The organism is Pseudomonas sp. TWRC1-2 (assembly GCF_049896685.1).
In the GTDB taxonomy this organism is placed as follows: domain Bacteria; phylum Pseudomonadota; class Gammaproteobacteria; order Pseudomonadales; family Pseudomonadaceae; genus Aquipseudomonas.
On sequence record NZ_JAFCUU010000002.1, the window covers coordinates 253,894 to 275,133 of the forward strand.

General features: G+C 58.6%; 12 protein-coding genes and 3 pseudogenes. 8 read left to right on the forward strand and 7 right to left on the reverse strand.

All coding sequences use genetic code 11. The features are described from left to right. Positions 1-260: 260 nt before the first annotated feature. The 3 genes from ACP7B3_RS05635 to pap all read right to left on the reverse strand — a co-directional run bounded on the left by ACP7B3_RS05635 (position 261) and on the right by pap (position 4,456). Positions 261-1,217 (reverse strand): DMT family transporter, encoded by a 957-nt coding sequence (locus ACP7B3_RS05635; protein WP_242195467.1) that lies wholly within the window; start codon positions 1,215-1,217, stop codon positions 261-263. Positions 1,218-1,412: 195 nt separating this feature from the next. Next, the gene (locus ACP7B3_RS05640) at positions 1,413-2,597 is read right to left on the reverse strand and encodes a thiolase family protein (protein WP_426178370.1); all 1,185 of its coding nucleotides are present in this window, start codon (positions 2,595-2,597) and stop codon (positions 1,413-1,415) included. A gap of 341 nt (positions 2,598-2,938) precedes the next feature. Next, positions 2,939-4,456 (reverse strand): polyphosphate:AMP phosphotransferase, encoded by a 1,518-nt coding sequence (gene pap, locus ACP7B3_RS05645; protein WP_145158741.1) that lies wholly within the window; start codon positions 4,454-4,456, stop codon positions 2,939-2,941. A gap of 155 nt (positions 4,457-4,611) precedes the next feature. Between pap and mnmC the strand changes: the two genes are divergently transcribed. Next, positions 4,612-6,600: a bifunctional tRNA (5-methylaminomethyl-2-thiouridine)(34)-methyltransferase MnmD/FAD-dependent 5-carboxymethylaminomethyl-2-thiouridine(34) oxidoreductase MnmC gene (gene mnmC, locus ACP7B3_RS05650; protein ID WP_145158743.1), complete on the forward strand. Its 1,989-nt coding sequence runs from the start codon at positions 4,612-4,614 to the stop codon at positions 6,598-6,600. Between the two features lie 11 nt (positions 6,601-6,611). On the opposite strand, the gene ACP7B3_RS05655 is transcribed toward mnmC, so the two are convergent. Continuing rightward, positions 6,612-11,441 carry an NEL-type E3 ubiquitin ligase domain-containing protein gene (locus tag ACP7B3_RS05655; RefSeq protein ID WP_426178373.1) on the reverse strand — a complete coding sequence of 1,610 codons (4,830 nt, stop codon included), beginning with the start codon at positions 11,439-11,441 and terminating at the stop codon, positions 6,612-6,614. 542 nt (positions 11,442-11,983) lie between these two features. Here ACP7B3_RS05655 and ACP7B3_RS05660 point away from each other — a divergent pair. Continuing rightward, complete coding sequence (locus ACP7B3_RS05660) at positions 11,984-12,310, forward strand: hypothetical protein (protein ID WP_426178375.1); 327 nt, start codon at positions 11,984-11,986, stop codon at positions 12,308-12,310. Here the strand turns inward: ACP7B3_RS05660 and ACP7B3_RS05665 are convergent. Further along, positions 12,291-12,754 (reverse strand): annotated as a pseudogene (locus ACP7B3_RS05665) (lysis system i-spanin subunit Rz). The gene ACP7B3_RS05660 and the pseudogene ACP7B3_RS05665 overlap by 20 nt on opposite strands. Before the next feature lie 38 nt (positions 12,755-12,792). Then, positions 12,793-13,318: pseudogene (locus tag ACP7B3_RS05670) on the reverse strand (glycoside hydrolase family 19 protein). Between the two features lie 318 nt (positions 13,319-13,636). On the opposite strand from ACP7B3_RS05670, the gene ACP7B3_RS05675 reads away from it, so the two are divergent. The 3 genes from ACP7B3_RS05675 (at position 13,637) to ACP7B3_RS05685 (ending at position 16,776) form a co-directional block, all read left to right on the forward strand. Continuing rightward, positions 13,637-14,605, forward strand: coding sequence for a glycosyltransferase family 2 protein (locus ACP7B3_RS05675; protein ID WP_426178644.1), 969 nt, complete (start codon positions 13,637-13,639; stop codon positions 14,603-14,605). Positions 14,606-14,706: 101 nt separating this feature from the next. After that, positions 14,707-14,940, forward strand: a complete 234-nt coding sequence (locus ACP7B3_RS05680; RefSeq protein ID WP_426178645.1) for an EamA family transporter — start codon at positions 14,707-14,709, stop codon at positions 14,938-14,940. Between the two features lie 12 nt (positions 14,941-14,952). Then, positions 14,953-16,776: a DUF2142 domain-containing protein gene (locus tag ACP7B3_RS05685; RefSeq protein WP_426178377.1), complete on the forward strand. Its 1,824-nt coding sequence runs from the start codon at positions 14,953-14,955 to the stop codon at positions 16,774-16,776. Between the two features lie 1,289 nt (positions 16,777-18,065). On the opposite strand, the gene ACP7B3_RS05690 is transcribed toward ACP7B3_RS05685, so the two are convergent. After that, entirely contained in the window at positions 18,066-18,338 is a 273-nt protein-coding gene (locus ACP7B3_RS05690; protein WP_426178379.1) for a hypothetical protein, read from the reverse strand. A gap of 153 nt (positions 18,339-18,491) precedes the next feature. Between ACP7B3_RS05690 and ACP7B3_RS05695 the strand changes: the two are divergent. The 3 genes and pseudogenes from ACP7B3_RS05695 to ACP7B3_RS05705 all read left to right on the forward strand — a co-directional run. Beyond that, positions 18,492-18,599, forward strand: a pseudogene (locus ACP7B3_RS05695) (site-specific integrase); the annotation flags it as partial. Positions 18,600-18,910: 311 nt separating this feature from the next. After that, on the forward strand, positions 18,911-19,429 hold the full coding sequence (locus ACP7B3_RS05700; RefSeq protein WP_426178381.1) for a site-specific integrase: 519 nt from the start codon (positions 18,911-18,913) through the stop codon (positions 19,427-19,429). A 38-nt stretch (positions 19,430-19,467) separates the two neighbouring features. Continuing rightward, positions 19,468-21,240 carry an N-acetylglutaminylglutamine amidotransferase gene (locus tag ACP7B3_RS05705; RefSeq protein WP_145158746.1) on the forward strand — a complete coding sequence of 591 codons (1,773 nt, stop codon included), beginning with the start codon at positions 19,468-19,470 and terminating at the stop codon, positions 21,238-21,240.

Below are 21,240 nucleotides of genomic sequence, written 5' to 3' on the forward strand. Positions count from 1 at the left end.
TCCGGTCCTCCCAAAAGTGAGCCGCTGTAAGAGCGGAACCCTAGGTAGCCGTTACTGCAGCAAAGGGTATATACGCCGACTAATATCCCAGCCAACTGACATGCCGCCTTCGCGAGCAAGCCCGCTCCCACAGTTAACAGTGTTGCGGCAGCGAGATACGGGGCGCGCCAGAGGCCGCCATCGCAGGCAAGCCAGCTCCCACATTTACACCGGTTTACCACCCTAAAGCCGCGGCGGCGACCCGGCCGCCACGCCAGGCATCAAGACGCCAGCCGTACCCGCCGAGCCCTGAGCCCCGCCAGCAACGACGGCGCCAGCGCCACCGTCGCCGACCCCAGCACCACCACCAGCGCCCCGACATAGCCCAAGGCGTTGATCTCTTCGGCCTGCACGAACGCCGGCCATAACCACGCTGCCAACGCCACTGCCACAAACGTCACCAACGGCGTCAGCGCCAACGTCGCACTGACCCGCGAGGCCTCCCAATGCGCCAACGCCTCGGCAAACGCGCCGTAAGCCACCAGCGTATTCATGCAGCACGCCAGCAACAGCCAGCCTTGCAGCGGGCTCAACTGCAGCGCCTCCAGCGGATGCGCCCACGGCGTGAGCAGCGCGGCGCACGACAGGTAGATCACCATCATCACCTGCAGCGAATTCCATACCGTCAGCAACTGCTTCTGGCCCAAGGCGTAAAACACCCAGGTGGTAGTGGCGAGCAGAATCGTCAGCACCCCGGCGGTGTAGGTGCCCAGGGACGTGAGCATTTCCACCAGGCGTTGGTTGAAGAACAGCCCGAAGCCGATGATCAACACCACCAGGCCCACACCCTGCCCCAGGCTGAAACGCTCCTTGAACACAAACACGCTGGCGACCATCAGAAAGATCGGCCCCATCTGCACCACCAACTGGGCCGTGCCGGGGCTGAGCATTTTCAGGCCTACCAGGTACAACACGTAATTGCCCACCAGCCCGCACACCGCCATGGCTACCAGCCAACCGCCCTTGGGGCCGAGCACTTTGCGGCTGGGCAGGCGCTGGGTGAGGGCCAAGTAGATAAACAGGCAGCTACCGGCGACAACCAGGCGAAACCAGGTGACGGTGACCGGGTCCATCACCCGCAGCACTTGTTTGAGTTTGATCGGCAGGATGCCCCACAGAAACGCGGTCAGCAGGGTCAAGCCAAAGCCATAGACCCAGCGGCCGGAAGAGATGTGCATGAGTGCCCCGAATGCCTGAGGAAGTGGAACCGGCATTCTAGGGGCAAGCGCACGAATTGGGATACGGCACAATTCAAATGTGGGAGCGGGCTTGCTCGCGAACACGGTGGGTCAGCCTTGCATGTGTTGACTGATACACCGCTTTCGCGGGCAAGCCCGCTCCCACATTTTTAAGCCGGGTTTCTTCAGTGCGATCTAGCGTACGGCTTCGAAGAGCCCGGTGGCGCCCATGCCGCCGCCCACGCACATGGTGACGATGCCGTAACGCAGGTTGCGCCGTTGCAGCTCGCGTACCAAATGCCCGACTTGTCGCGAACCGGTCATGCCGAACGGGTGCCCGATGGAAATCGAGCCGCCATTGACGTTGTATTTGGCGTTGTCGATCTCCAGGCGGTCACGCGCATACAGGCACTGCGAGGCAAACGCCTCGTTGAGTTCCCACAGGTCGATATCCGCGACCTGCAAGCCCTTGGCCTTGAGCAACTTGGGCACCGAGAACACCGGGCCAATGCCCATCTCGTCCGGCTCGCAACCGGCCACGGTAAACCCGCGGAAAAACGCCTTGGGCTTGAGCCCCAGTGCCAGGGCTTTTTCCAGGCTCATCACCAGTGTCATCGACGCGCCATCGGAAAGCTGCGAGGAGTTGCCAGCCGTCACCGAACCGTCTTCGGCAAACACCGGTTTGAGCCCTTGCAGGCTGGCCAGCGTGGTGTCCGGGCGGTTGCAGTCATCGCGATCCACCACACCTTCAAGGATCTGCACCGCGCCGGTGTGCTTGTCCTCAACCTTGTAGGTGACCGGCATTGGCACGATTTCATCGTCGAACAAACCGTCAGCCTGGGCCTGTGCGCTGCGCTGCTGGCTCTGCAGGGCGTAACGGTCCTGAGCTTCGCGGCTGACGTTATAGCGACGCGCGACGATTTCGGCGGTCTGGCCCATCGGAAAGTAAATGCCCGGCACCTGCTCTTTCAGCAGCGGGTTGATCAGGTTGTCGGTGTTGATGCTTTTGAGGGTCAGGCTGATCGATTCGACGCCACCGGCAACGATGATGTCGCTGCAACCCGAGGCGATCTGGTTGGCCGCGATCGCGATCGCCTGCAAGCCCGAGGAGCAGAACCGGTTGAGGGTCATGCCGGCCGTGCCGGTGCCCAATTGCGAGAGCACTGCCACATTGCGCCCGATGTTGTAGCCCTGCGCGCCTTCATTGGAACCGGCACCGACGATGCAATCCTCGACCGTCGCCGGGTCGATGCCATTGCGGCTCAGCAGTGCATTCACGCAATGGGCCGCCATGTCGTCCGGACGGGTCTGGTTGAACTTGCCACGAAAGGATTTGGCCAGGCCGGTTCGCACACTGTCGACGATCACTACTTCACGCATGGGCTACCTCGATCTTGTCGTTGTTGGGAGATCAACCGAGGATAAATCCACGCCCTCCCCACCGCGATGATCATTCACCCCGCCTATACAAAAGCATGGCACTGAGCAGGCTGGTTCTGCCAAGTGCGCTTGTCGTCATGGAAGTGGGAATGTTGTGCCGGACAGGCTCCCTGTGGCGAGCAGGCTTGCCCTGCGTTGGGGCGCGAAGCGGCCCCATAACCAGCCAACGCGTTCTAACTCATAGAACGCGGCGTCTGGGTCAGGGCCGCTTCGCAGCCCAACGCAGGGCAAGCCTGCTCACCACAAAGAGCCTGCCTGCCACAGGTCAGCGCCCGCCAACGCTATTTTTTCTTTTTCTTCTTGTCGTGCTTGTCGGTTTTGTCGAACGCCTCTTCCAGCGCGCGGTTGATGGTGCGCAATACCTTGACCCGCGCCCAGCGCTTGTCGTTGGCTTCCACCAGCGTCCAGGGCGAGACTTCAGTGCTGGTGCGGTCGACCATATCGCCCACGGCGGCACGGTAGGCGTCCCACTTGTCGCGGTTGCGCCAGTCGTCTTCGGTGATCTTGAAGCGCTTGAACGGGATATTCTCGCGGGCCTGGAAGCGCTCCAGCTGAGTGTCCTTGTCAATCGCCAGCCAGAACTTGACCACGATCACACCGGCGTCGCGCAGCTGCTCTTCAAAGTCATTGATCTCGCCATAGGCACGCATCCAGTCCGCCGGGGTGCAGAAACCTTCGATGCGCTCCACCAGCACCCGCCCGTACCACGAGCGGTCGAACACCGTGAACATGCCGCGCGCCGGAATCTTCTGCCAGAACCGCCACAGGTACGGTTGGGCACGCTCGTCTTCACTCGGCGCGGCAATCGGCACGATGTGGTACTGACGCGGGTCCAGCGCCGCCGCCACACGCCGGATCGCCCCGCCCTTGCCCGCCGCATCGTTGCCTTCGAACACGGTAACCAGCGCGTGCTTGCGCATGCGCTTGTCACGCATCAGGCCGGAGAAACGCGCCTGCTCGGTGATCAGCTGTTCTTCGTAATCGTCCTTGTCCAGGCTCAAAGTCATGTCGAGGCTGTCGAGCAGGCTCTTCTGATCCACCGAGGCCAACAACGGCGCCGGGTTCATGCCGCTGGCCTTGCCCTTGGGCAACTTCAGCGCATTTTGCAGGCTTTCGAGCAGGATCTTGCCCACTGTGAGGCTGCGGTAGTGCGCGTCGACGCCTTCGATCACATGCCACGGCGCGTAGTCGCGGCTGGTGCGGCGCAGGATGCGCTCACCAAAATGCACAAATTTGTCGTAGGTCTGGGACTGCTGCCAGTCCAGCGGGCTGATGCGCCAGCTGTGCAGCGGGTCATCGGCCAACGCCTTGAGCCGCGCTTTCATCTGTTTCTTGGACAGGTGGAACCAGAACTTAAAGATCAACGCGCCTTCGTCGCAGAGCATCTTTTCCAGGCGCTCGGCACCGGCGATGGCCTGGTCCAGGCGTGCGTCCTTGATCTCTCCGTGCACACGGCTTTGCAGCATCTGGCTGTACCAATTGCCGAAAAAAATGCCCATGCGGCCTTTGGCCGGCAATTGCCGCCAGTAGCGCCAGGCCGGCGGGCGCGCCAGCTCTTCGTCGGTCTGCTGGTCAAAGGTGCGCACTTCGATCAGGCGCGGGTCCATCCATTCGTTGAGCAGCTTGACGGTCTCGCCCTTGCCGGCGCCCTCAATGCCGTTGATCAAGATAATCACCGGGAAGCGCTTCTGCTGCTGCAGCTCGTACTGCACTTCCAGCAACGCTTCGCGCAGGGCCGGCACTTCGGCTTCATAGGTGTCTTTGTCGATGGCGTGACCGATTTCGGCGGATTCGAACATGGGCAGCTCCGTTTCAAGATGGATCAAGACTAGCGGATTGGGCAACAACGCGCGGGAGGAAATTCCACGCCAACGTGCCCTGGGTCAATTCAAAGCCCATTGATCAGCTAGAATGGCCGCCTTGCTGTTGCCCGCTGTTATTTTATGAGCCGCCCATGACCCCCATCACCCACGCCCAGCTCGACTGGGACGACCAAGGTCGCCCGCACTCGCGGGTGTTCGACGATGTGTATTTTTCCGACCAGTCGGGCCTTGAAGAAACCCGCTACGTGTTCCTCGAACAGAACCGTTTGCAGGCGCGCTTTGCCGCCCTGCCGGTGAACGGGCGGCTGGTGATCGGCGAAACGGGGTTTGGCACCGGCTTGAACTTTCTGTGCGCCTGGCAGCTGTTCGAACAGCACGCGGTGGCGGGCGCGCGCCTGCATTTTGTCAGCGTGGAAAAGTACCCGCTGAGCCACGCCGACCTGCAACGCGCCCTCGCCCTCTGGCCAGAGCTTGCGCCCTTCGCCGAGCAGCTGCTGGCGCACTACATTGCCATCCACCCAGGCTTCCAGCGGCTGGTGCTGGATAACGGCCGCGTGACGCTGACCCTGTTGATCGGCGATGCCCTGGAGCAGTTGCCGCAACTGGATGCCCAGGTCGATGCGTGGTTTCTCGACGGCTTCGCCCCGGCAAAAAATCCCGACATGTGGACCGCCGAACTGTTTGCCGAACTGGCCCGCCTGGCGGCACCCGGCTCGACCATCAGCACCTTTACCAGCACCGGCTGGGTACGCCGGCTGATCAATGCCGCCGGGTTCAAGATGAAACGCACGCCAGGCATCGGGCATAAGTGGGAGATCCTGCGCGGTGAATTCCTCGGTTGGCCGGCCGAAACGCCGCCACCGGCCCACAGCAAACCGTGGTTCGCCCGCCCGGCGCCGGTGCCTGGTGAGCGCAGCGCCCTGGTGATCGGCGGCGGCCTGGCCGGGTGCGCCACCGCGGCCAGCCTGGCGGCACGTGGCTGGCGCGTGAGCCTGCTGGAGCGCCACGGCGCCCTGGCACAGGAAGCGTCGGGCAACCCGCAAGGCGTGCTTTACCTCAAGCTCTCGGCTCATGGCACGGCGCTTTCGCAGCTGATACTCAGCGGTTTCGGCCACACCCGGCGCTTGCTTGAGCACCTGCACCGCGGCGTCGATTGGGACGGTTGCGGCGTGCTGCAACTGGCCTTCAACGCCAAGGAAGCCGAGCGCCAGGCCCAGCTGGCCGCCGCGTTTGCGCCGGGCCTGCTGCACCTGCTTGACCAGGCTCAAGCGCAGGCGCGCGCCGGCGTGGCGCTCGAACACGGCGGGCTGTTTTACCCCGAGGGCGGCTGGGTACACCCGCCGGCATTATGCCAATGGCAAGCGCAGCACCCGTTGATCGACGTGCGGCCTCATCACGAAGCCCTCGAGCTGCAGCGCGTTGACGGTCAATGGCAAGCCCTGGCCGGCGACACCCTGCTGGCGAGCGCGAGCGTGGTGGTGCTGGCAGGTGCCGCCGAGATCAAGCGGTTTGCGTTCAGTGCCGACCTGCCGCTCAAACGCATTCGCGGGCAGATCACACGGCTGGCAGAAACGACGGCGAGCCAGGCGCTGGCCACCGTGGTGTGCGCCGAGGGCTATGTCGCCCCTGCGCGCCTGGGTGAACACACCCTGGGCGCCAGCTTCGACTTCAAGAGCGACGACCTGACGCCCACAGCCGCCGAGCACGCCGGTAATCTGGAGATGCTGCGGGAAATCTCCCTCGACCTGGCCGACCGTCTGGGCGCCGATGCCTGCTCTGCCGAGCACCTGGAAGGCCGCGCCGCCTTCCGCTGCACCAGCCCCGACTACCTGCCGATTGTCGGGCCGCTGGCCGAACGCGAGGCGTTCGAGCAGGCCTACGCGGTCCTGCGCAAGGACGCTCGCCATGTGCCGCCCACACCCTGCCCATGGCTGGACGGCGTTTACATCAACAGCGGCCATGGCTCACGTGGCCTGGTCACCGCGCCGCTGTGCGCCGAACTGCTGGCAGCCTGGCTGGACGCCGAACCCTTGCCCTTGCCCAGCAGCGTGGCCGAAGCTTGCCACCCCAACCGTTTTGCCTTGCGCGCGCTGATTCGCAGCAACGCCGGCAAGCCTTAGACCTGGCCGAATCACGGGATCACACAGGGCGACAGGTCACCGAGTTTCAGCGCCTCCTTGGTCAGGCGCTCAGCTTCGCCCTTATGCGCCGCCTGCTGTTCGCGCAGGATCTGGTTCATCTGGTCAAGGTAGTCGGCGTCGTTGAGCGCGGTGCTTTTTTCAAAGACCGCCTGCAGGCGTTGGTCAAAGGGCTCGTTCAACGCCTCGAACGATCGGCTGAAGGCGACTTTCAAGTGACTGTCCCATAACGGCAGCTCCACCAGGTAGTTCAAGAGCCTGGGTGAGCGCTCCGCCGCCCGGAGTTGTTCTTCGGCAGTGTTCAGCGCTTCGACCGTGACGCCGCCCAGGCGGGCAAAGCGCATGTGCAGCGGCTGACCCGGCAAATGAAACTTGCTGGCCAGCCCTGTTCGGTAGGCCAGGCTGACTTCCAGCGGGTCGGCCTCCGGGTGCGCCTGACTGTGCGATCGTGCGTAGCTGTCCAACTGATCCAGACGAAACAGGCCCTTGGCCAACTTCAGCAGCGGCTTGGCGGTCAGCTTGCCACCTTCGACCCCTTTGGCAGCTTCGTGGATCTCCACCAGCACCTCAAGGTTGCTGAAGTTCAGCGCCGCACTGTCATCGCAATTGAGTGGCGTGGCGGCCCGGTCAAAAATTTCATCGCGCAGCTGCGTGTCAGTTCCGGCCGCCTCCAGCACCCGCCAGACGCGTCGTTCCAGGTCCTCACGCACCAGTTGAGCATCGCCGGTGCCGCCCAGTTCGGCCAATAACCGGAACAGGCTCTCAGACTCTGGCTCTTGCTGAAGTCCCGTCCAAACCGCCTCTTTTTGTGTGTACCGCGCAACCGCGCTGTCGGCCAGCCATAATTCCCGGGCTTTCTGCTCGTTGAGGCGAGCGATGTCATCTTCCAGGAAGCCCATGCCGACGCCGGTTCGGCTCCGATAATCGGCCAGGGTCTTTCGGCTGGCTTCATCCAGCGGGTTGTGGCGCAGGTTGATGGCTTCAGCCACAGGGCGTGGCGCGGTGAACAACCAGCCAGGCACGGCCGGGATCTCGTTGTCGCGCAGGTCGAGGTAATGCAGGTAAGGCAGGCGCGGTACCCCACCGGGAAACGCGCGCAGACGACAATGACGCAGCATCAGCTCACGCAACTCGAACATGTGGCCGATGGCAGGCGGGTCGATCAACGGGTTGTTGCTCAGGTTCAAGACCTGCAGGCCGCGCAGGTCAGCCAGCTTGGCGCGGGTGTGTTCGGTGAGTTGCAGGTGGTTGTCGTTGAGGTACAGGTGTTTGAGCGCGGGCATCTGTGACAGTACTTCCGGCAGGCGTGTCACCTCGTTGCTGCGCAGCTCCAACGCCTCGAGCTGCTTGAAGTGCTTGAGAAAATACGCCACGTCATCGTCGAGCCCCATTCTGTTCAACGACAACTGCCGGACATGGGCAAAGCTGACCTGCGCCGGCAAGGTGGGCAGTCGGCCCACGACCAGGCCATCGAGTATTAGGCTTGGCACCTTTACCCCGCTGGCATCGGGCAACAGGAGCGTCTGTCGCCAGCCCTCCTCGATGGCCTGCATCGCCTGGTGACGGCCCAAGCGGTAATCCGCCTGGGGATGGGGTAAACCGGCGAGGGACGTCTCGTCATTGCGCCACGCCTTGAGTGCCCGATGCAGGGCCTCGAATTGTCGCTCCAGCGCCTCCACGGACTGGGCGCGCGCCAGGTGATCGGTGCCTTGCCCGTCCAGGAACGTCGCCACCTGCCGCTCGTCAAAACCGGGATACAGCCTGTTGACCTTGCGCACCAGCGCCGCCGGGTGCCGCGTCGAGCGCACCATGGCCTGAACGCACGGTACCGGCGTCGGTTCAGGGAGTGCACGTTCTGGCCATAGATGGCGTGAAAGCACGTGGCGTTCGTCCTCGGCGCACGCCTGGATCGCGTCGCGCAATCGACTGGCACGCTCTGCCCCCGACAGGTTCAGCGCTGCCAATTGCGCAGGCGACAAGGTGGCGAGCAGAGCCTGGTAAAACCCGTCCGGGCCTGAGGCCTTTTCGCCCAGTGGCGCACCTTTGTCGTCGAACGCCTGGACCCCATCGCCAGTCTCGACCAGTGTCCGCTGCCACCGTGCATGCTGGCTGCCAGAGGTGCCTAGCAGGTCGCCGATCAAACTGTCCCGACGTACCTGCACGTGCAAATCCTGCGGCCACCCCGCGACCTTGGCCAGCAGGTGAACGGCCAGCTGTCGCGAGGGGGCAGTCGCCAGCTCCGGCAGATACAGGCCGATCAGCGCCTGGTCTTCTTCCTGCACCGCCAACGCTTCGCGTACCCGTTGTGCGAGCGACAGCGGCACGCGCCGGGTGCTGCGCAGTTGCCAGCGATGCACGGTTGGCGTTTTGGACAACAACTCCCAGGCGATGCGATTGGGCAAGAGCGGGAAATGTGCCTTGAGCAACCCGTGATCTGAATGGGTAATGCCATCCGCTTCCTGATACAGCTGCTGGAAAACCTCTCGGTGGGTGCGCTTGAGCGAGGCCAGTAACTGGCGCGCAAGCACCGCGCCCTGCTCGTCTGGCGGTACCGAGCCGCCCAGCAAGGTGTCGATCTCGTCCGGCGGCAGCACGTCGAGCAGAGTCGCCATCACTGCGCCGTCTTTGAGCGCCTGTTCAGTGATGTGGATGCTCAAGTGTCCATGCTCGAAGGTTGCGCTGCCGGGAAAACGTTCGAGCCGCGCCCCTTGGCGGTCCAGCACCTCGAAAAACCGTCCCTGCGGCCAACCTGGCATCAGCGGCAACGCCAGCAACTGAACGCGCGCGGTGCCTGCATCCGGGCGTGGCTGATGTTCCAGCTGCCAGATCAGATCGCGGACTTGCTGGTTCAAAGCGAAACGCGCCACACAATCATTGAAGCGCTCCGGCAGCGGCCTATTTTGCAGGGCCAGGGCGTGCAGGCGGGAGGGGCCCATGTCGACAATGCTCGCCACGTATTTCAATTGCTCGGGGGGCAGCGCGGCCAGGCGCGGGTTGAGCCGAGTGAGGATGTAGGACGGGGGCACCCACTCCTGAGTGTGTTCGAACGCAAACCGCCAACCGCCCTGGCGGTTGTGCAGCAGGCGCGGACGATAGGCCGTGGTCCGCGTCGGGTGAAGCGCATGCCAGTAACCCGACCGCGCATCGTAGGCCACCGAATACACCACGCCCTTGATCCTGACATATGAATGACCGCCGGCCTGGTAGATCCCGCGGCTGTTGGCCACCGTCAGGGCGTCGACATCCAGCGTCCGGCCGTAAGGCTTGAGCCGCCGACGCCACAAGCGAGGACCGGCATCAGGCAGCTGCACGGCTTCGACCGCCTCAAAGAACTCCGCGGGATTGGACTTGAACGCCCTGAACACCTTGCCCGCCACCTTCACACCGTTCGCAAACAGGGCCATGGCCGCGAGGTTTTCGGCCACATTGACCAAGTGTTCCAAGCCTTCGGCCTGGTCGCTATGCGTCCAATCATCCACGCCCTCGAACACCTCGGCGAGCATCTCGCCGACAGCCACGCCCAACATCAATTGCCCGAGCACCGGCACCATCAGGCCGGCGATGTTCAGCATATTCAGGCCCGCCTCCTGATAGCCTTGAAGGCGTTTCTGGCGTGCCTGCTCATCCAATTGCGCCGTCGGCACGGCCAATGCAACGGCGTCCAGCTGGATCTTGCGGGTCAAGGCGCCGAAAAAGAACGGCTCCAGGCCGGTGTCCACCTCCACGGGCTCCACGCGTTCCAGTGTCCTGCGTTTGTCAAAACGCTGGAAAAAACCGAACCGCTCGGCCTCATCCAGGTAGCGAATGAAGAAGCTGCGATAGGCCGGCACCTGAAGCTTGAGCGTCAGGTAGACGGTCAGATCCCCCAGCGTGGGGTATTCGTACCACGGGCGCACGGGCTCGCCTGGCATGTACACCAGCAAGGGCCCCTCGGCAAAGCCGTGCGTGGAAGCATGGCCGAACACCAGCACGCTCCACAGGCATGCCCCATGCACATTGATCCCTTGCCACACCAGTGGCCTTTCATGGAACAGCACATGCTGCAGGTTCCGCGCGGGCAAGCGTGTATTGAGCAGGGCTTGCAACGCGGTATAGCCGGACTCACTGATATCGCCCTTGGCATAGGCAATCTGCAAGTCGATTTGCATGTCCTTGATCTTGCACTGGCCGACCTCGCCGACCACCGGGTTGTAGGCCCGTTCAGCGCCGTCCTCGTCGTCGCTCCCCGCGAGGTTGAACACCTCACGCAGGTGCCGCTGATAGGCCGCGCCCAGGTCCAGTTCGCGGCAGTACCGCGCAAAGGCTCCAACGCTCAGCGTTGACACGTGTTGGCCCGCCGCTCCCGTTCGAATCACCGCGCCTACGGGCAGCCCCTTAGCCTCGGCCTGGTCCTGGGTAAAATTCTGCATGGCCGCCTGCAGCAGGTTGTGCTTGTCCAGGGACATCGTCTGCAGCCGTACGCCACGGCCGAAGGTCAACGCGGCGAAGTGCCGATTGGGCAACTCCAGCCAGTCACGTTCGACATTCAGCCCTGCATGCCCTTTTGTTACCAGGAGCGCTTTGAGTCGCTCGGCACAAAATGACCTGAGCGGCATTACACGGCGCAGCAGGCTCGCGGCCCGCTCGCGGGGTTGCTGACTGCTGGCATGCGCCGCTTCGAGCGCCTGGCGCGTTGGGGCGGCGGCACTTACCAGCCACGCAGGCAGCGTACGCTGCAGCACGTTGGCCTTGTCCAGGTCGCCAGTGATTTCCAGCAGCGCAGCGGTTATTTTCTCCTGAGAGACAGGCGCAGCGGCCTGGCTTACAGCCGGTTGTTGGGTCATCGGCAACAGTCCTTATTGCGTTGGATAATGACCCGGACAATAGCCCTCGCACCGGCGCTGAAGGGTTCAAATAGTCGCTCGATAACGCGGCGCATCCCCCCACTTTTTGCATCCGTGATTGACCTATCTACCGACCATTGAGGGGCGCCCCGCTGGCGCGCGACGTGGCTTGCGGCCACTCAAGGCTCTTTGCCTTATAACGTATTGTTCTAAAACTCCGTGAATCTGCTCGGGTCAGTCTCTGGGTACCCACCCTTTTGGTGCGGTGCCTTTTTTGTCTGTCCCCAACGGAAAAACCGGTAAGGAATATATGTGCGGATTAGCTGGCGTATTCCAAAGGCGCTATACAAGGGGTTTTAGCGCCTCTGAGGCCCGCAGAGTCCCTCAAGGGAGCATCAGTTGGTACAAACCTGGTACGAGCTCTAAACCATCCGCGGCGTCCTGCCGGGGAACATCACTCCTAAATCCCTATCACCTCGATTGCTGTACGCACACACAGTATTTGAGTTTTCTACCATGAACATTGACGAAGATATTTCAACGTGGCTCGGCTGCCCTACGCCTCTGGAAATGTACAAGCATCAGTGCGCCCTCTTGAGGACGAGCTGAACGAAACCTTGAAGCGGTTGAGTGATGCGCGCCGGAATATTGCAGGCCTGGTACAGATGAGCGACGGACTAGCCTCACGTTTAGCCGAAGCATTGGCATGCCTTAACGTTGCCCAAATCGAAATCGGTGATCTCAGAGAGCGATGCTCAGAGCCGTCAATCCTCGGCATCAAGCTGGTCACCGGACAGCGCGACTATTTGCTGAGAGAGAGTCAGCGGCTGCTGACGAACCTCAAGAAAGTCACCGAACCACAGCCCTGATATAGGCCTGACACGCGCGCAGCGCTATCAGCCCGTTATCCCCGTCGTCGGTGATGGCGATAATTCGTTGCGCATGCGCTGGGTCAAGTTGGGCTCGACGGGCTGCATGAACCACGCCGACGGCGCTGGCGGCAGTAGGCACGTTGCAGCCACTGGCTGGTTCTTCGGCAAGGAGGACTGACAGCCGCACATCAGTAGTGGCAAGGTGATCGCGCAGTAGAGCCTGGTTGCGTTGAGCATCGGATAATTCCTTCGTGTATTGTTGGTCCTGGATGGCGAGCTTCTGCTCGGTTGCCTAGCGCTTGTCCTGCTCGGCACGGGCCTGGGAGACGGCAGCGTTGCCAATTGTCGTTAGGTCCACCTGGTGCAACGGCCCTGCTCGGCGAGCTTCTTGCCCATGCGCCAGTCCTGCACCTGCCAGGCGCCGCCGGCGGCGCCAGTCATCAACACTAGGATAAGCACGGCCAGCTACTGCACTGGCGTCATGCCAGCACCTTAAGCGCCGTGTCGTAAAGCGCCTGACGCTCGGCCTGGCCTGTGAGCTCGGCATTGATACGCCTGGTGATCTTCGCTAAGCCTTTCTGGTCTGCCAGGGTCTTCATCCCACGTGTAGACCAGAACCAGGCCGCCGACATCGCCGCGTGCTGGGGCAGCTTGAGCAGCTCTGATCAGGTCCAGGCCCAGGGCTTCACCGCATGCGGCATAATTGGCTCGCCTGGTGATATTGATCAGTCCGCGCCCACTGTACTTCGAGCCGTCACCCTTGACGGTGTTGCCCAGGTCGGCCCTTCCTTCGTACGTGAGCTGCTGCGCCGTGGACTCCCAGATCTCGCGCACGTAGCGCAGTTGGCCGGACTCATGCCCGACTTGGGCAATGAATGCGGAGACGCGCGCGGTGCCGACGATGCCGTAGCGGTTCATGGCCGTGTTCAGCGCAGGAACAAAAACGCCGGCTTGGCGGTCGGCGTTCGGGAGGATCCGCAGCAACTGTTGCTCGGTGATCGGCATGCTTTTCTCCAGGCGTAAAAAAGCCCGCTCGGTGGCGGGTGTGTTTGTTTGGATCTATATCCCATGCAATGAAATCGCCCTGCCGGGCGAAGCGGCTCAATACCTAACTCTCATTGCCCATGATCGGCCCGGCAGCCGGAAGTATCGGATACGGGACTTTTTGTAAAAAAAAAGCGATCATTGCGCCCCGTTCGCCCGCGTGCGCCCTACCAAATTAGCATTTTATGGAGCGGTTATGACCAGCAAAAGGAATTCGAATGGCTCTCCATCGACCTTGCTAACCAGCGCCCGTTCTACCAACTAAGCGAGACTTATTCAATGGAAGCCGATAAACGCATTGCGGTTGTCATCCCGAGCTACAAGGTCAAGAAACATATACTTGAAGTAATTTCCGGGATAGGAAGCGAGGTCGAAAGAATATACGTCGTTGACGACCTTTGCCCGGAGCAATCGGGAGACTTTGTTGAAGAGCACTGTGCTGACCCTCGGGTAAGAATAATTCGCCACGAGGTAAACCAGGGCGTCGGTGGTGCAGTAATGTCTGGCTACAGAGCAGCCATCGATGAAGGTATCGACATCATCGTCAAAGTGGACGGCGATGGGCAAATGGACCCTAGTCTGATTCCATATTTCGTCGAACCAATCATTTCAGGTCATGCTGACTATACAAAGGGCAACAGGTTTTTCGACTTGGAAAGCGTGCGAGCGATGCCGAGAATTCGGCTATTTGGCAATGCTGCTCTTTCTTTCATGACAAAAATGTCGTCTGGCTACTGGGATCTATTCGACCCAACTAATGGCTATACCGCTATTCATGCCGACGTAGCCAAGCATCTGCCATTTGAAAAAATCAGCAACCGGTACTTTTTTGAGACGGACATACTGTTCAGATTGAACACCATCCGGGCAGTAGTTGTAGATATGCCGATGGAAGCAAAATACGAAGATGAGGAATCAAATCTAAAAATATCAAAAATCGTTGGTGAGTTCTTCATAAAGCACGTGAGAAACTTCGGAAAGCGAATTTTCTACAACTATTACTTACGCGATATGTCCCTAGCTTCCTTTGAGTTGCCTATTGGTCTTCTGTTGATATTGTTTGGTCTTACATATGGCGTATCTGGCTGGATTGAATCCATACAGCAAGGAATGCCGGCTACAGCAGGCAAAGTAATGATATCGTCACTCCCTCTTATACTTGGCGTTCAATTGCTGCTTGCGTTTATCGGATATGATATTGCATCAATGCCTAAACGGCCATTCCACAAAAGAAGGAGCTTAAAGTGACGTACTTGCTAGCCATCATCTGCGTAATTGGAATTGCAGCCGGCCAAATTCTATTCAAAATGAGCTCATCTTCCCTTAGCAAGTCGGGATCATGGTTTGACATGCAAACGCTAACAGTTCTTTTCTCGGCGTTTGCGCTATATGGATTAACAACAATCCTATGGGTTTACGTATTGCAGAGAGCGGATCTTGGAAAGATATACCCTCTGATGGCTTTGGCATTTGTAATAGTTCCCATTGGTAGCCATTTCGTTTTTGGCGAACGATTTCAAGCGCAATACTTTGTGGGTGTTGCGTTGATAATTGGTGGAATCATCGTCGCCGTAAAGTCCTGAGAGCTTCTATCAATGAGCCATAATGTTTATTCAGTCCGCAATCAAGCGCGAGCATCAATCACTTCGACATATGTCTGGCCACTCTTCTCGGTCGCTATTTTTCTTTGCAGTTTCTTTCTATCCTCGCTGATACCTCCGCTACAATCACCTGACGAGCTGGATCACCTTAAGAGAATATACCTCTTGAGCAAAGGACAGATTATGCTTGAGAACCGAGAGGGGTTTTCTTCAGGAGGTATGATCGACTCAGGGTTAGCTAGCTACATCGAAACATACGGAAGCTTCAGAAATCGACCGGACATGAGAGTGTCAAGCGACGATATTGATTTGGCTAGCAATATACGATGGGCAGGCACAAGCGAATTTAGTGCAGCATCAGGAACAGGGTATTATTTTCCTTTAATCTATCTCCCGCAAGCAATTGGACTTGCCATAGGGGAAAAGCTAGGACTAGCTGTCGACACTTCCTATCGAATGTCACGCTTCAGCGCGCTGTTGTCGTCGGCATTAATTATCATGCTCGCATTTTCCATTTATCGGCCTCCCTTCATAGCCGCAGCTCTGCTCATCTTGCCCATGAGTTTATTTCAGTTTGCATCCGCTACTCTTGATGGCATATCAACGGCGCTCTGTGTTTTAGCGATATCTTGCTTCGCAAGAATAGCAACTGACAGGGAGCTTTCGCAGCGACGTTTAATATACTTATTGATATCCTGCGTACTGTTAGTAACGTCAAGCAGGGCACATGCTCTACCTTTGTTTGCGCTGGTGTTCGGATCTTATTTTTACACAAAAGACAAAAGAGCCCTGATAGGTGGGTTGGTTTCTTCAATTCTGGTCATAGCGTGGCTCGGCTTATCAATCAAGCTAACCTCAAACATACAGTTTAAAAATGCAGCTTCGACATCTGATATTGCACTTTATTACATTATGGACCCCATAGCACTAATCAAGGTTATATATCACACAATTGCGAACGAATCAAATATAAGCTTTTACGCGCAATCCTTCGTTGGAATTCTTGGATGGTTAGATACTCGATTCTCCAGCGCGGTATATAAAATCTCATATGCGGCTATTGCATGCCTGGGAATAATCTCCATATTCACTGCCAGACCCAAGGGACTCACCGCATACAGGTATATAATTATATTGTGTGCTGTGGCCTCGATCGCTCTGATATTTATAGCGCTGCTTGTGCAGTGGAACGCCGCAGAGCACCCAGCAGTAACGATTCAGGGTATTCAGGGGCGGTACTTTTTGATTCCAGCATTGCTGCTGGCATACTCACTTGGAACAAAAAAACGTACTCAATACATCGCTTTTCAGAATTTGGGATTTCTAACAATATTCGTATTCCTTCTATTCTCGTCATACTGCACTAGCTCACTTATGATTAGCAGGTTTTATATTGCAGAGGGGCAACAACGAATTTTGAGCGCAAAGGTCACACCTACTGCGCAATTATCAACTGAAAACCCCATAAAGCTATTTTTTGACGACAAAATTGTTACTGACAACATCCCAATTCGATCAATAGCTATAATGTTTGCTAGCTACGCCAGGGCCAACTCTGGCGAGGCCATGGTTACATTAGTAGGTGCGAATGGTGAAGAATACAGCTTCGACTTAAAAATCTCCTCTATCCAAGACAATAGGTATCACGTCATAAATCTTGATAATCGATCATACACATCCGGCTTCATTAAGGCGCAAACAGGTGGAGGGGTCAGCGTATGGCAAGCTGAATATGATTCAGGCATCATAGCGTCCTGCATCGTTTATGAATTCTCCAACGGCGCCAAGCGATACACCAAGGGCTGTCCTCGCCCTTAGATGTACTCGCTCATGCGCACTTAAAAAGCCCATTATCAATCCAGACTATGGAGATATCCGGGTTAACAAATGAGCTCATGGATGGGCGGGAGTCGTCAGCCGACTGCCGTCCATCGAGCTGGCTAGGTGCGCGCTGGTCGATACGGCGTATTTTTATCAAGAAAAAATTCGGCTTTGCTAGATACTTCGTCAGACTTCCACTGCGTGCAGCTCAAATGATGCAGACGAAAACGTCATATCCCCGAAGGTGTCAGCAATATTTAGAGTGTATGACGACTCCACAATTTCAGCGAAAGGTCGAGCTGTATTAAGGTTGTTCCGATGGTGGCGAAGGGAACAGAGCCAACCAAAGCACCATTAACCGTGATTGATGTGTTCCCGTTAGAAGATGTGTTGGCCGATCCGTAAATATTCACGCGCAGACGGAACGCGAAAGATGGTCCAGTCGTTATAAAGTTTATGGGCTTGCTCGGCGCCGCCATATTGGCGGTACGCATGTAGCCGAACGTGATGGAATGATTTTTTGTAAAGTTGCGCCGCCAAAGATCCCGGCGCTTGGCTGCTGGATATCAACTCGCCGGCACACGATTGCGCTGTTGGTAATGGCGGTCGTATCGCCAGCATATAACGTTGTAGGGACTCCCACCACCTTGTTCTTACCCCATCACAGGGCATTTAAAGAGCCGTTTAGGTCCATGCCACGGCCCACTGGCGCGCTTATCGAATTCCCGTCTATATTGATATTGGAATTACGAGTAAGTGTCGTATTAACCCAGGCGGCGCTAACGCTCAAAAAGTCGATGTTTCTCATAAAAACTTCCAACTGCAATGGCGATATTACTGTCCGAATAGGTTACGCGCCAGCAGGATCCGTATGTAGGGTCAGAAGTGACGCTAATCGCTGTAACAGTTCGAGGTTTTCCCTCGTTGTAATAGTGCGTATCGCCAACTACGATAGTTCCGCTTGATGCATCCATGATCAGGACGGTGCTTGCGCTGACAATCCCAACCACGTGATCAGCCGGGCGTTGTGGCAGGTACGCTCCGGCAGGCCGCTCTAACGCGCACCCCCATAATGTCAACAAATGTCGTGTCGGCTAGGTAGTAGTAATAGTAAACCCCGTCATAAGTTCTGTTCCCGTAGATTTCTATTCCGGCTTGCGAATTGCGGAGCCGTTTGCATTCGCCTGGCTTAAGTATGTGCATAGCTCAACCGTATTCAGCTAAATCTCGCAGCTGTTAAGGTTTGCAATTCCGGCGATTCCGGATTGGCAGTTAGAAACCCAGTTTTATTTAATACAGCCGAAGAGCTGGGCGATGAGTCCGGCCATGACAAGGTCACCGAAAAAAGGATGGCCGAGCTGCTGGGCACCACACCGAAAGCCCTGCAGCGCAAACGAGAACGTAACATCATCCGCGCTGGCGCCTGGTCGAAGATCGACGGCCGAATGTTTACGGCGAATGGAGGTATGGCGAATGGCTAGAGAGCCAATGGAGGTGCCGGAGCTGAGCTTGTCGGTAAATCGATCAGGATATGGTTCTCCTGAAGCAAGAAGTGGCACTGCGAAACGCTCACTTTCCCGCAAACCGCAAGGGGAATCGCAGCAGCCGAGGCTTTACGTTCTCAAGTGATTCAGCTGGCCAAGCTGGGAGCGCTCACACCTGAAAAGTACCGGCTGCCTTTCCCGAATAGTCGAAGCGAACCCACTGGCAGCATGCCGATTTTTTTCGAATACGCCCAGGACTGGCTGAACAGCCTTCAGATCGAAGACAGCACCCGCAAGAACTACCGCAGCACCATGCAGACCTACTGGGTTCCTCACCTGGCCACTTACCCACTCGACAAGATCACACCCGTACTGATGCGGAAAATCGTCAACGGCATTACGTGGACTTCGCCGATCCGTAGGAACGGCGCCATCAGGCTGGTGACTGGTCTGCTGACCCAGGCCGTGAACGATGAACTGATCCTTAGGAACCCGGCCAATTCGATCCCGCCGACGAGCGTTACCAAGCGCGAGATAGACCCATTCAGCCGCGACGAAGCTGACAAGCTGATTACTAAGCTGTACGAAGTGACGAGCGGCTTGCAGGCCATTTACGCGTTTTTTTTGAGTTGTCTTTCTATACAGGAATGCGTCCAGGCGAGGCGACGGCCCTGCGGTGGAGCGAGGTTGATACGCGCTCGCGGCGCGCCAAGGTGTGCCGCATCAGGTTGTACGGCAAGATCAAAGAGAGGACCAAAACGAAGGCCTCGCGGGAAGTTTTATTGAACGATCGAGCGCTACAGGCACTCGAAAAAGCCAGATTACTTACGGCGGCGCGCTCTGATTATGTTTTCGCGCCGGACGGTTCGGGTGACAGATCAGAGCTATACATCCGATCCGAAACTGGGGCTAAGCGTTATTGGTTGTCAGCCCTGCGCAAGAGCGGTATCCGATACCGCCGGATGTACGACACCAGGCACACCTACGCAACAATGTGCCTCATGTCCGGGATGAACCCTGCGTTCATCGCTGCGCAGCTTGGACTCAGCGTTCAGGTATTGCTTTCAACCTATGCCAAGTGGATCAGTTCTTCGAGTGATTTCGCGGAGCTTGAAAAGCTGGATTTGCCGAAAAACGGTACAAAATTGGTACTTGAATCACGGTAGATACGCCTAGGCCCAGCAAATTTAAGGCCCTATGGAATATGTGCGGATTAGCTGGCGAGTTACGTTTTGATCACCAACCTGCCGACCTGGCAGCGGTGGAGCGGATCACCCATCATTTAGCACCACGCGGTCCTGACGCGTGGGGCTTCCATGCCCAAGGGCCGATTGCCCTGGGCCATCGACGCCTGAAAATCATGGACCTGTCGGACGGCTCGGCCCAACCGATGGTCGACGCCCAACTGGGGCTGTCCCTGGCCTTCAACGGCGCGATCTACAACTTCCCGGAATTGCGTCAAGAGTTGGAAGCCCTGGGCTACGCCTTCTATTCCGGTGGTGACACCGAAGTGCTGCTCAAGGGCTACCACGCCTGGGGCGAAGCACTGCTGCCCAAGCTCAATGGCATGTTTGCGTTTGCCATCTGGGAGCGCGACGCGCAGCGCCTGTTCATCGCCCGCGACCGCCTGGGTGTAAAACCTTTGTACCTGTCGCGCACCGGCCAGCGCCTGCGCTTTGCCTCGGCACTGCCGGCGTTGCTCAAGGGCGGTGATATCAACCCGATGCTTGATCCGGTCGCGCTTAATCACTACCTGAACTTCCACGCCGTGGTACCGGCACCGCGCACGTTGCTGGCAGGTGTTGAAAAACTGCCGCCAGCCAGCTGGATGCGCATCGACGCCAACGGCAAGACCGAACAAAAAACCTGGTGGACCCTGCCCTATGGCCCCCATGACGATGAAAAAAACCTGACCCTGGAAGACTGGACCGACCGCGTGCTCGACAGCACCCGCGAAGCCGTGGCCATTCGCCAACGCGCCGCGGTGGATGTCGGCGTGCTGCTCTCCGGCGGTGTCGATTCGAGCATGCTCGTGGGCCTGCTGCGTGAAGTCGGCGTGCAGGACCTGTCGACCTTTTCCATCGGCTTTGAAGACGCAGGCGGCGAGCGCGGCGACGAATTCCAGTATTCGGATCTGATCGCCAAGCACTACGGCACCCGCCACCATCAACTGCGCATCGCCGAAAGCGAGATCATCGAGCAACTGCCCGCCGCGTTCCGTGCCATGAGCGAGCCGATGGTCAGCCACGACTGCATCGCCTTCTACCTGCTGTCGCGGGAAGTGGCCAAGCATTGCAAAGTGGTGCAAAGCGGCCAGGGCGCGGATGAACTCTTCGCCGGTTACCACTGGTACCCGCAAGTGGATGGCGCCAGCGATCCCTATGCCGCCTACCGCGACGCCTTTTTCGACCGCAGCTACGACGACTACGCGGCCACCGTCGCCCCCAAGTGGCTGACCGCCAACGATGCTGCCGGTGACTTTGTGCGTGAGCACTTCGCCATGCCCGGCGCCGACGCCGCCGTGGACAAGGCGCTGCGCCTGGACAGTACGGTGATGCTGGTGGACGACCCGGTCAAACGGGTCGACAACATGACCATGGCCTGGGGCCTGGAAGCACGCACGCCGTTTCTGGACTACCGCCTCGTCGAATTGTCAGCCCGTGTGCCCGGCAAATTCAAATTGCCCGACGGTGGCAAGCAAGTCTTGAAAGAAGCCGCGCGCCGCGTGATCCCGAGTGAGGTCATCGACCGCAAAAAAGGCTACTTCCCGGTGCCGGGCCTCAAGCACTTGCAGGGCGACACCCTGAACTGGGTGCGTGAACTGCTGCTGGACCCGAGCCAGGATCGCGGCCTGTTCAACCCGGCCATGCTCGATCGCCTGCTGACAGACCCGCAAGGCCAACTGACGCCGCTGCGCGGTTCAAAGCTGTGGCAACTGGCGGCGCTGAACCTGTGGCTCAGCGAACAAGGAATCTGA

What these genes read in the sequence shown, in the direction of transcription:
- ACP7B3_RS05705 (WP_145158746.1), top strand. Translation starts at nt 19,468, where the DNA reads ATGTGCGGATTAGCTGGCGAGTTACGTTTTGATCACCAACCTGCCGAC.
- mnmC (WP_145158743.1), top strand. Translation starts at nt 4,612, where the DNA reads ATGACCCCCATCACCCACGCCCAGCTCGACTGGGACGACCAAGGTCGC.
- ACP7B3_RS05675 (WP_426178644.1), top strand. Translation starts at nt 13,637, where the DNA reads ATGGAAGCCGATAAACGCATTGCGGTTGTCATCCCGAGCTACAAGGTC.
- ACP7B3_RS05635 (WP_242195467.1), bottom strand. Translation starts at nt 1,217, where the DNA reads ATGCACATCTCTTCCGGCCGCTGGGTCTATGGCTTTGGCTTGACCCTG.
- ACP7B3_RS05640 (WP_426178370.1), bottom strand. Translation starts at nt 2,597, where the DNA reads ATGCGTGAAGTAGTGATCGTCGACAGTGTGCGAACCGGCCTGGCCAAA.
- ACP7B3_RS05680 (WP_426178645.1), top strand. Translation starts at nt 14,707, where the DNA reads ATGCAAACGCTAACAGTTCTTTTCTCGGCGTTTGCGCTATATGGATTA.
- ACP7B3_RS05655 (WP_426178373.1), bottom strand. Translation starts at nt 11,441, where the DNA reads ATGACCCAACAACCGGCTGTAAGCCAGGCCGCTGCGCCTGTCTCTCAG.
- pap (WP_145158741.1), bottom strand. Translation starts at nt 4,456, where the DNA reads ATGTTCGAATCCGCCGAAATCGGTCACGCCATCGACAAAGACACCTAT.
- ACP7B3_RS05700 (WP_426178381.1), top strand. Translation starts at nt 18,911, where the DNA reads ATGCGTCCAGGCGAGGCGACGGCCCTGCGGTGGAGCGAGGTTGATACG.
- ACP7B3_RS05685 (WP_426178377.1), top strand. Translation starts at nt 14,953, where the DNA reads ATGAGCCATAATGTTTATTCAGTCCGCAATCAAGCGCGAGCATCAATC.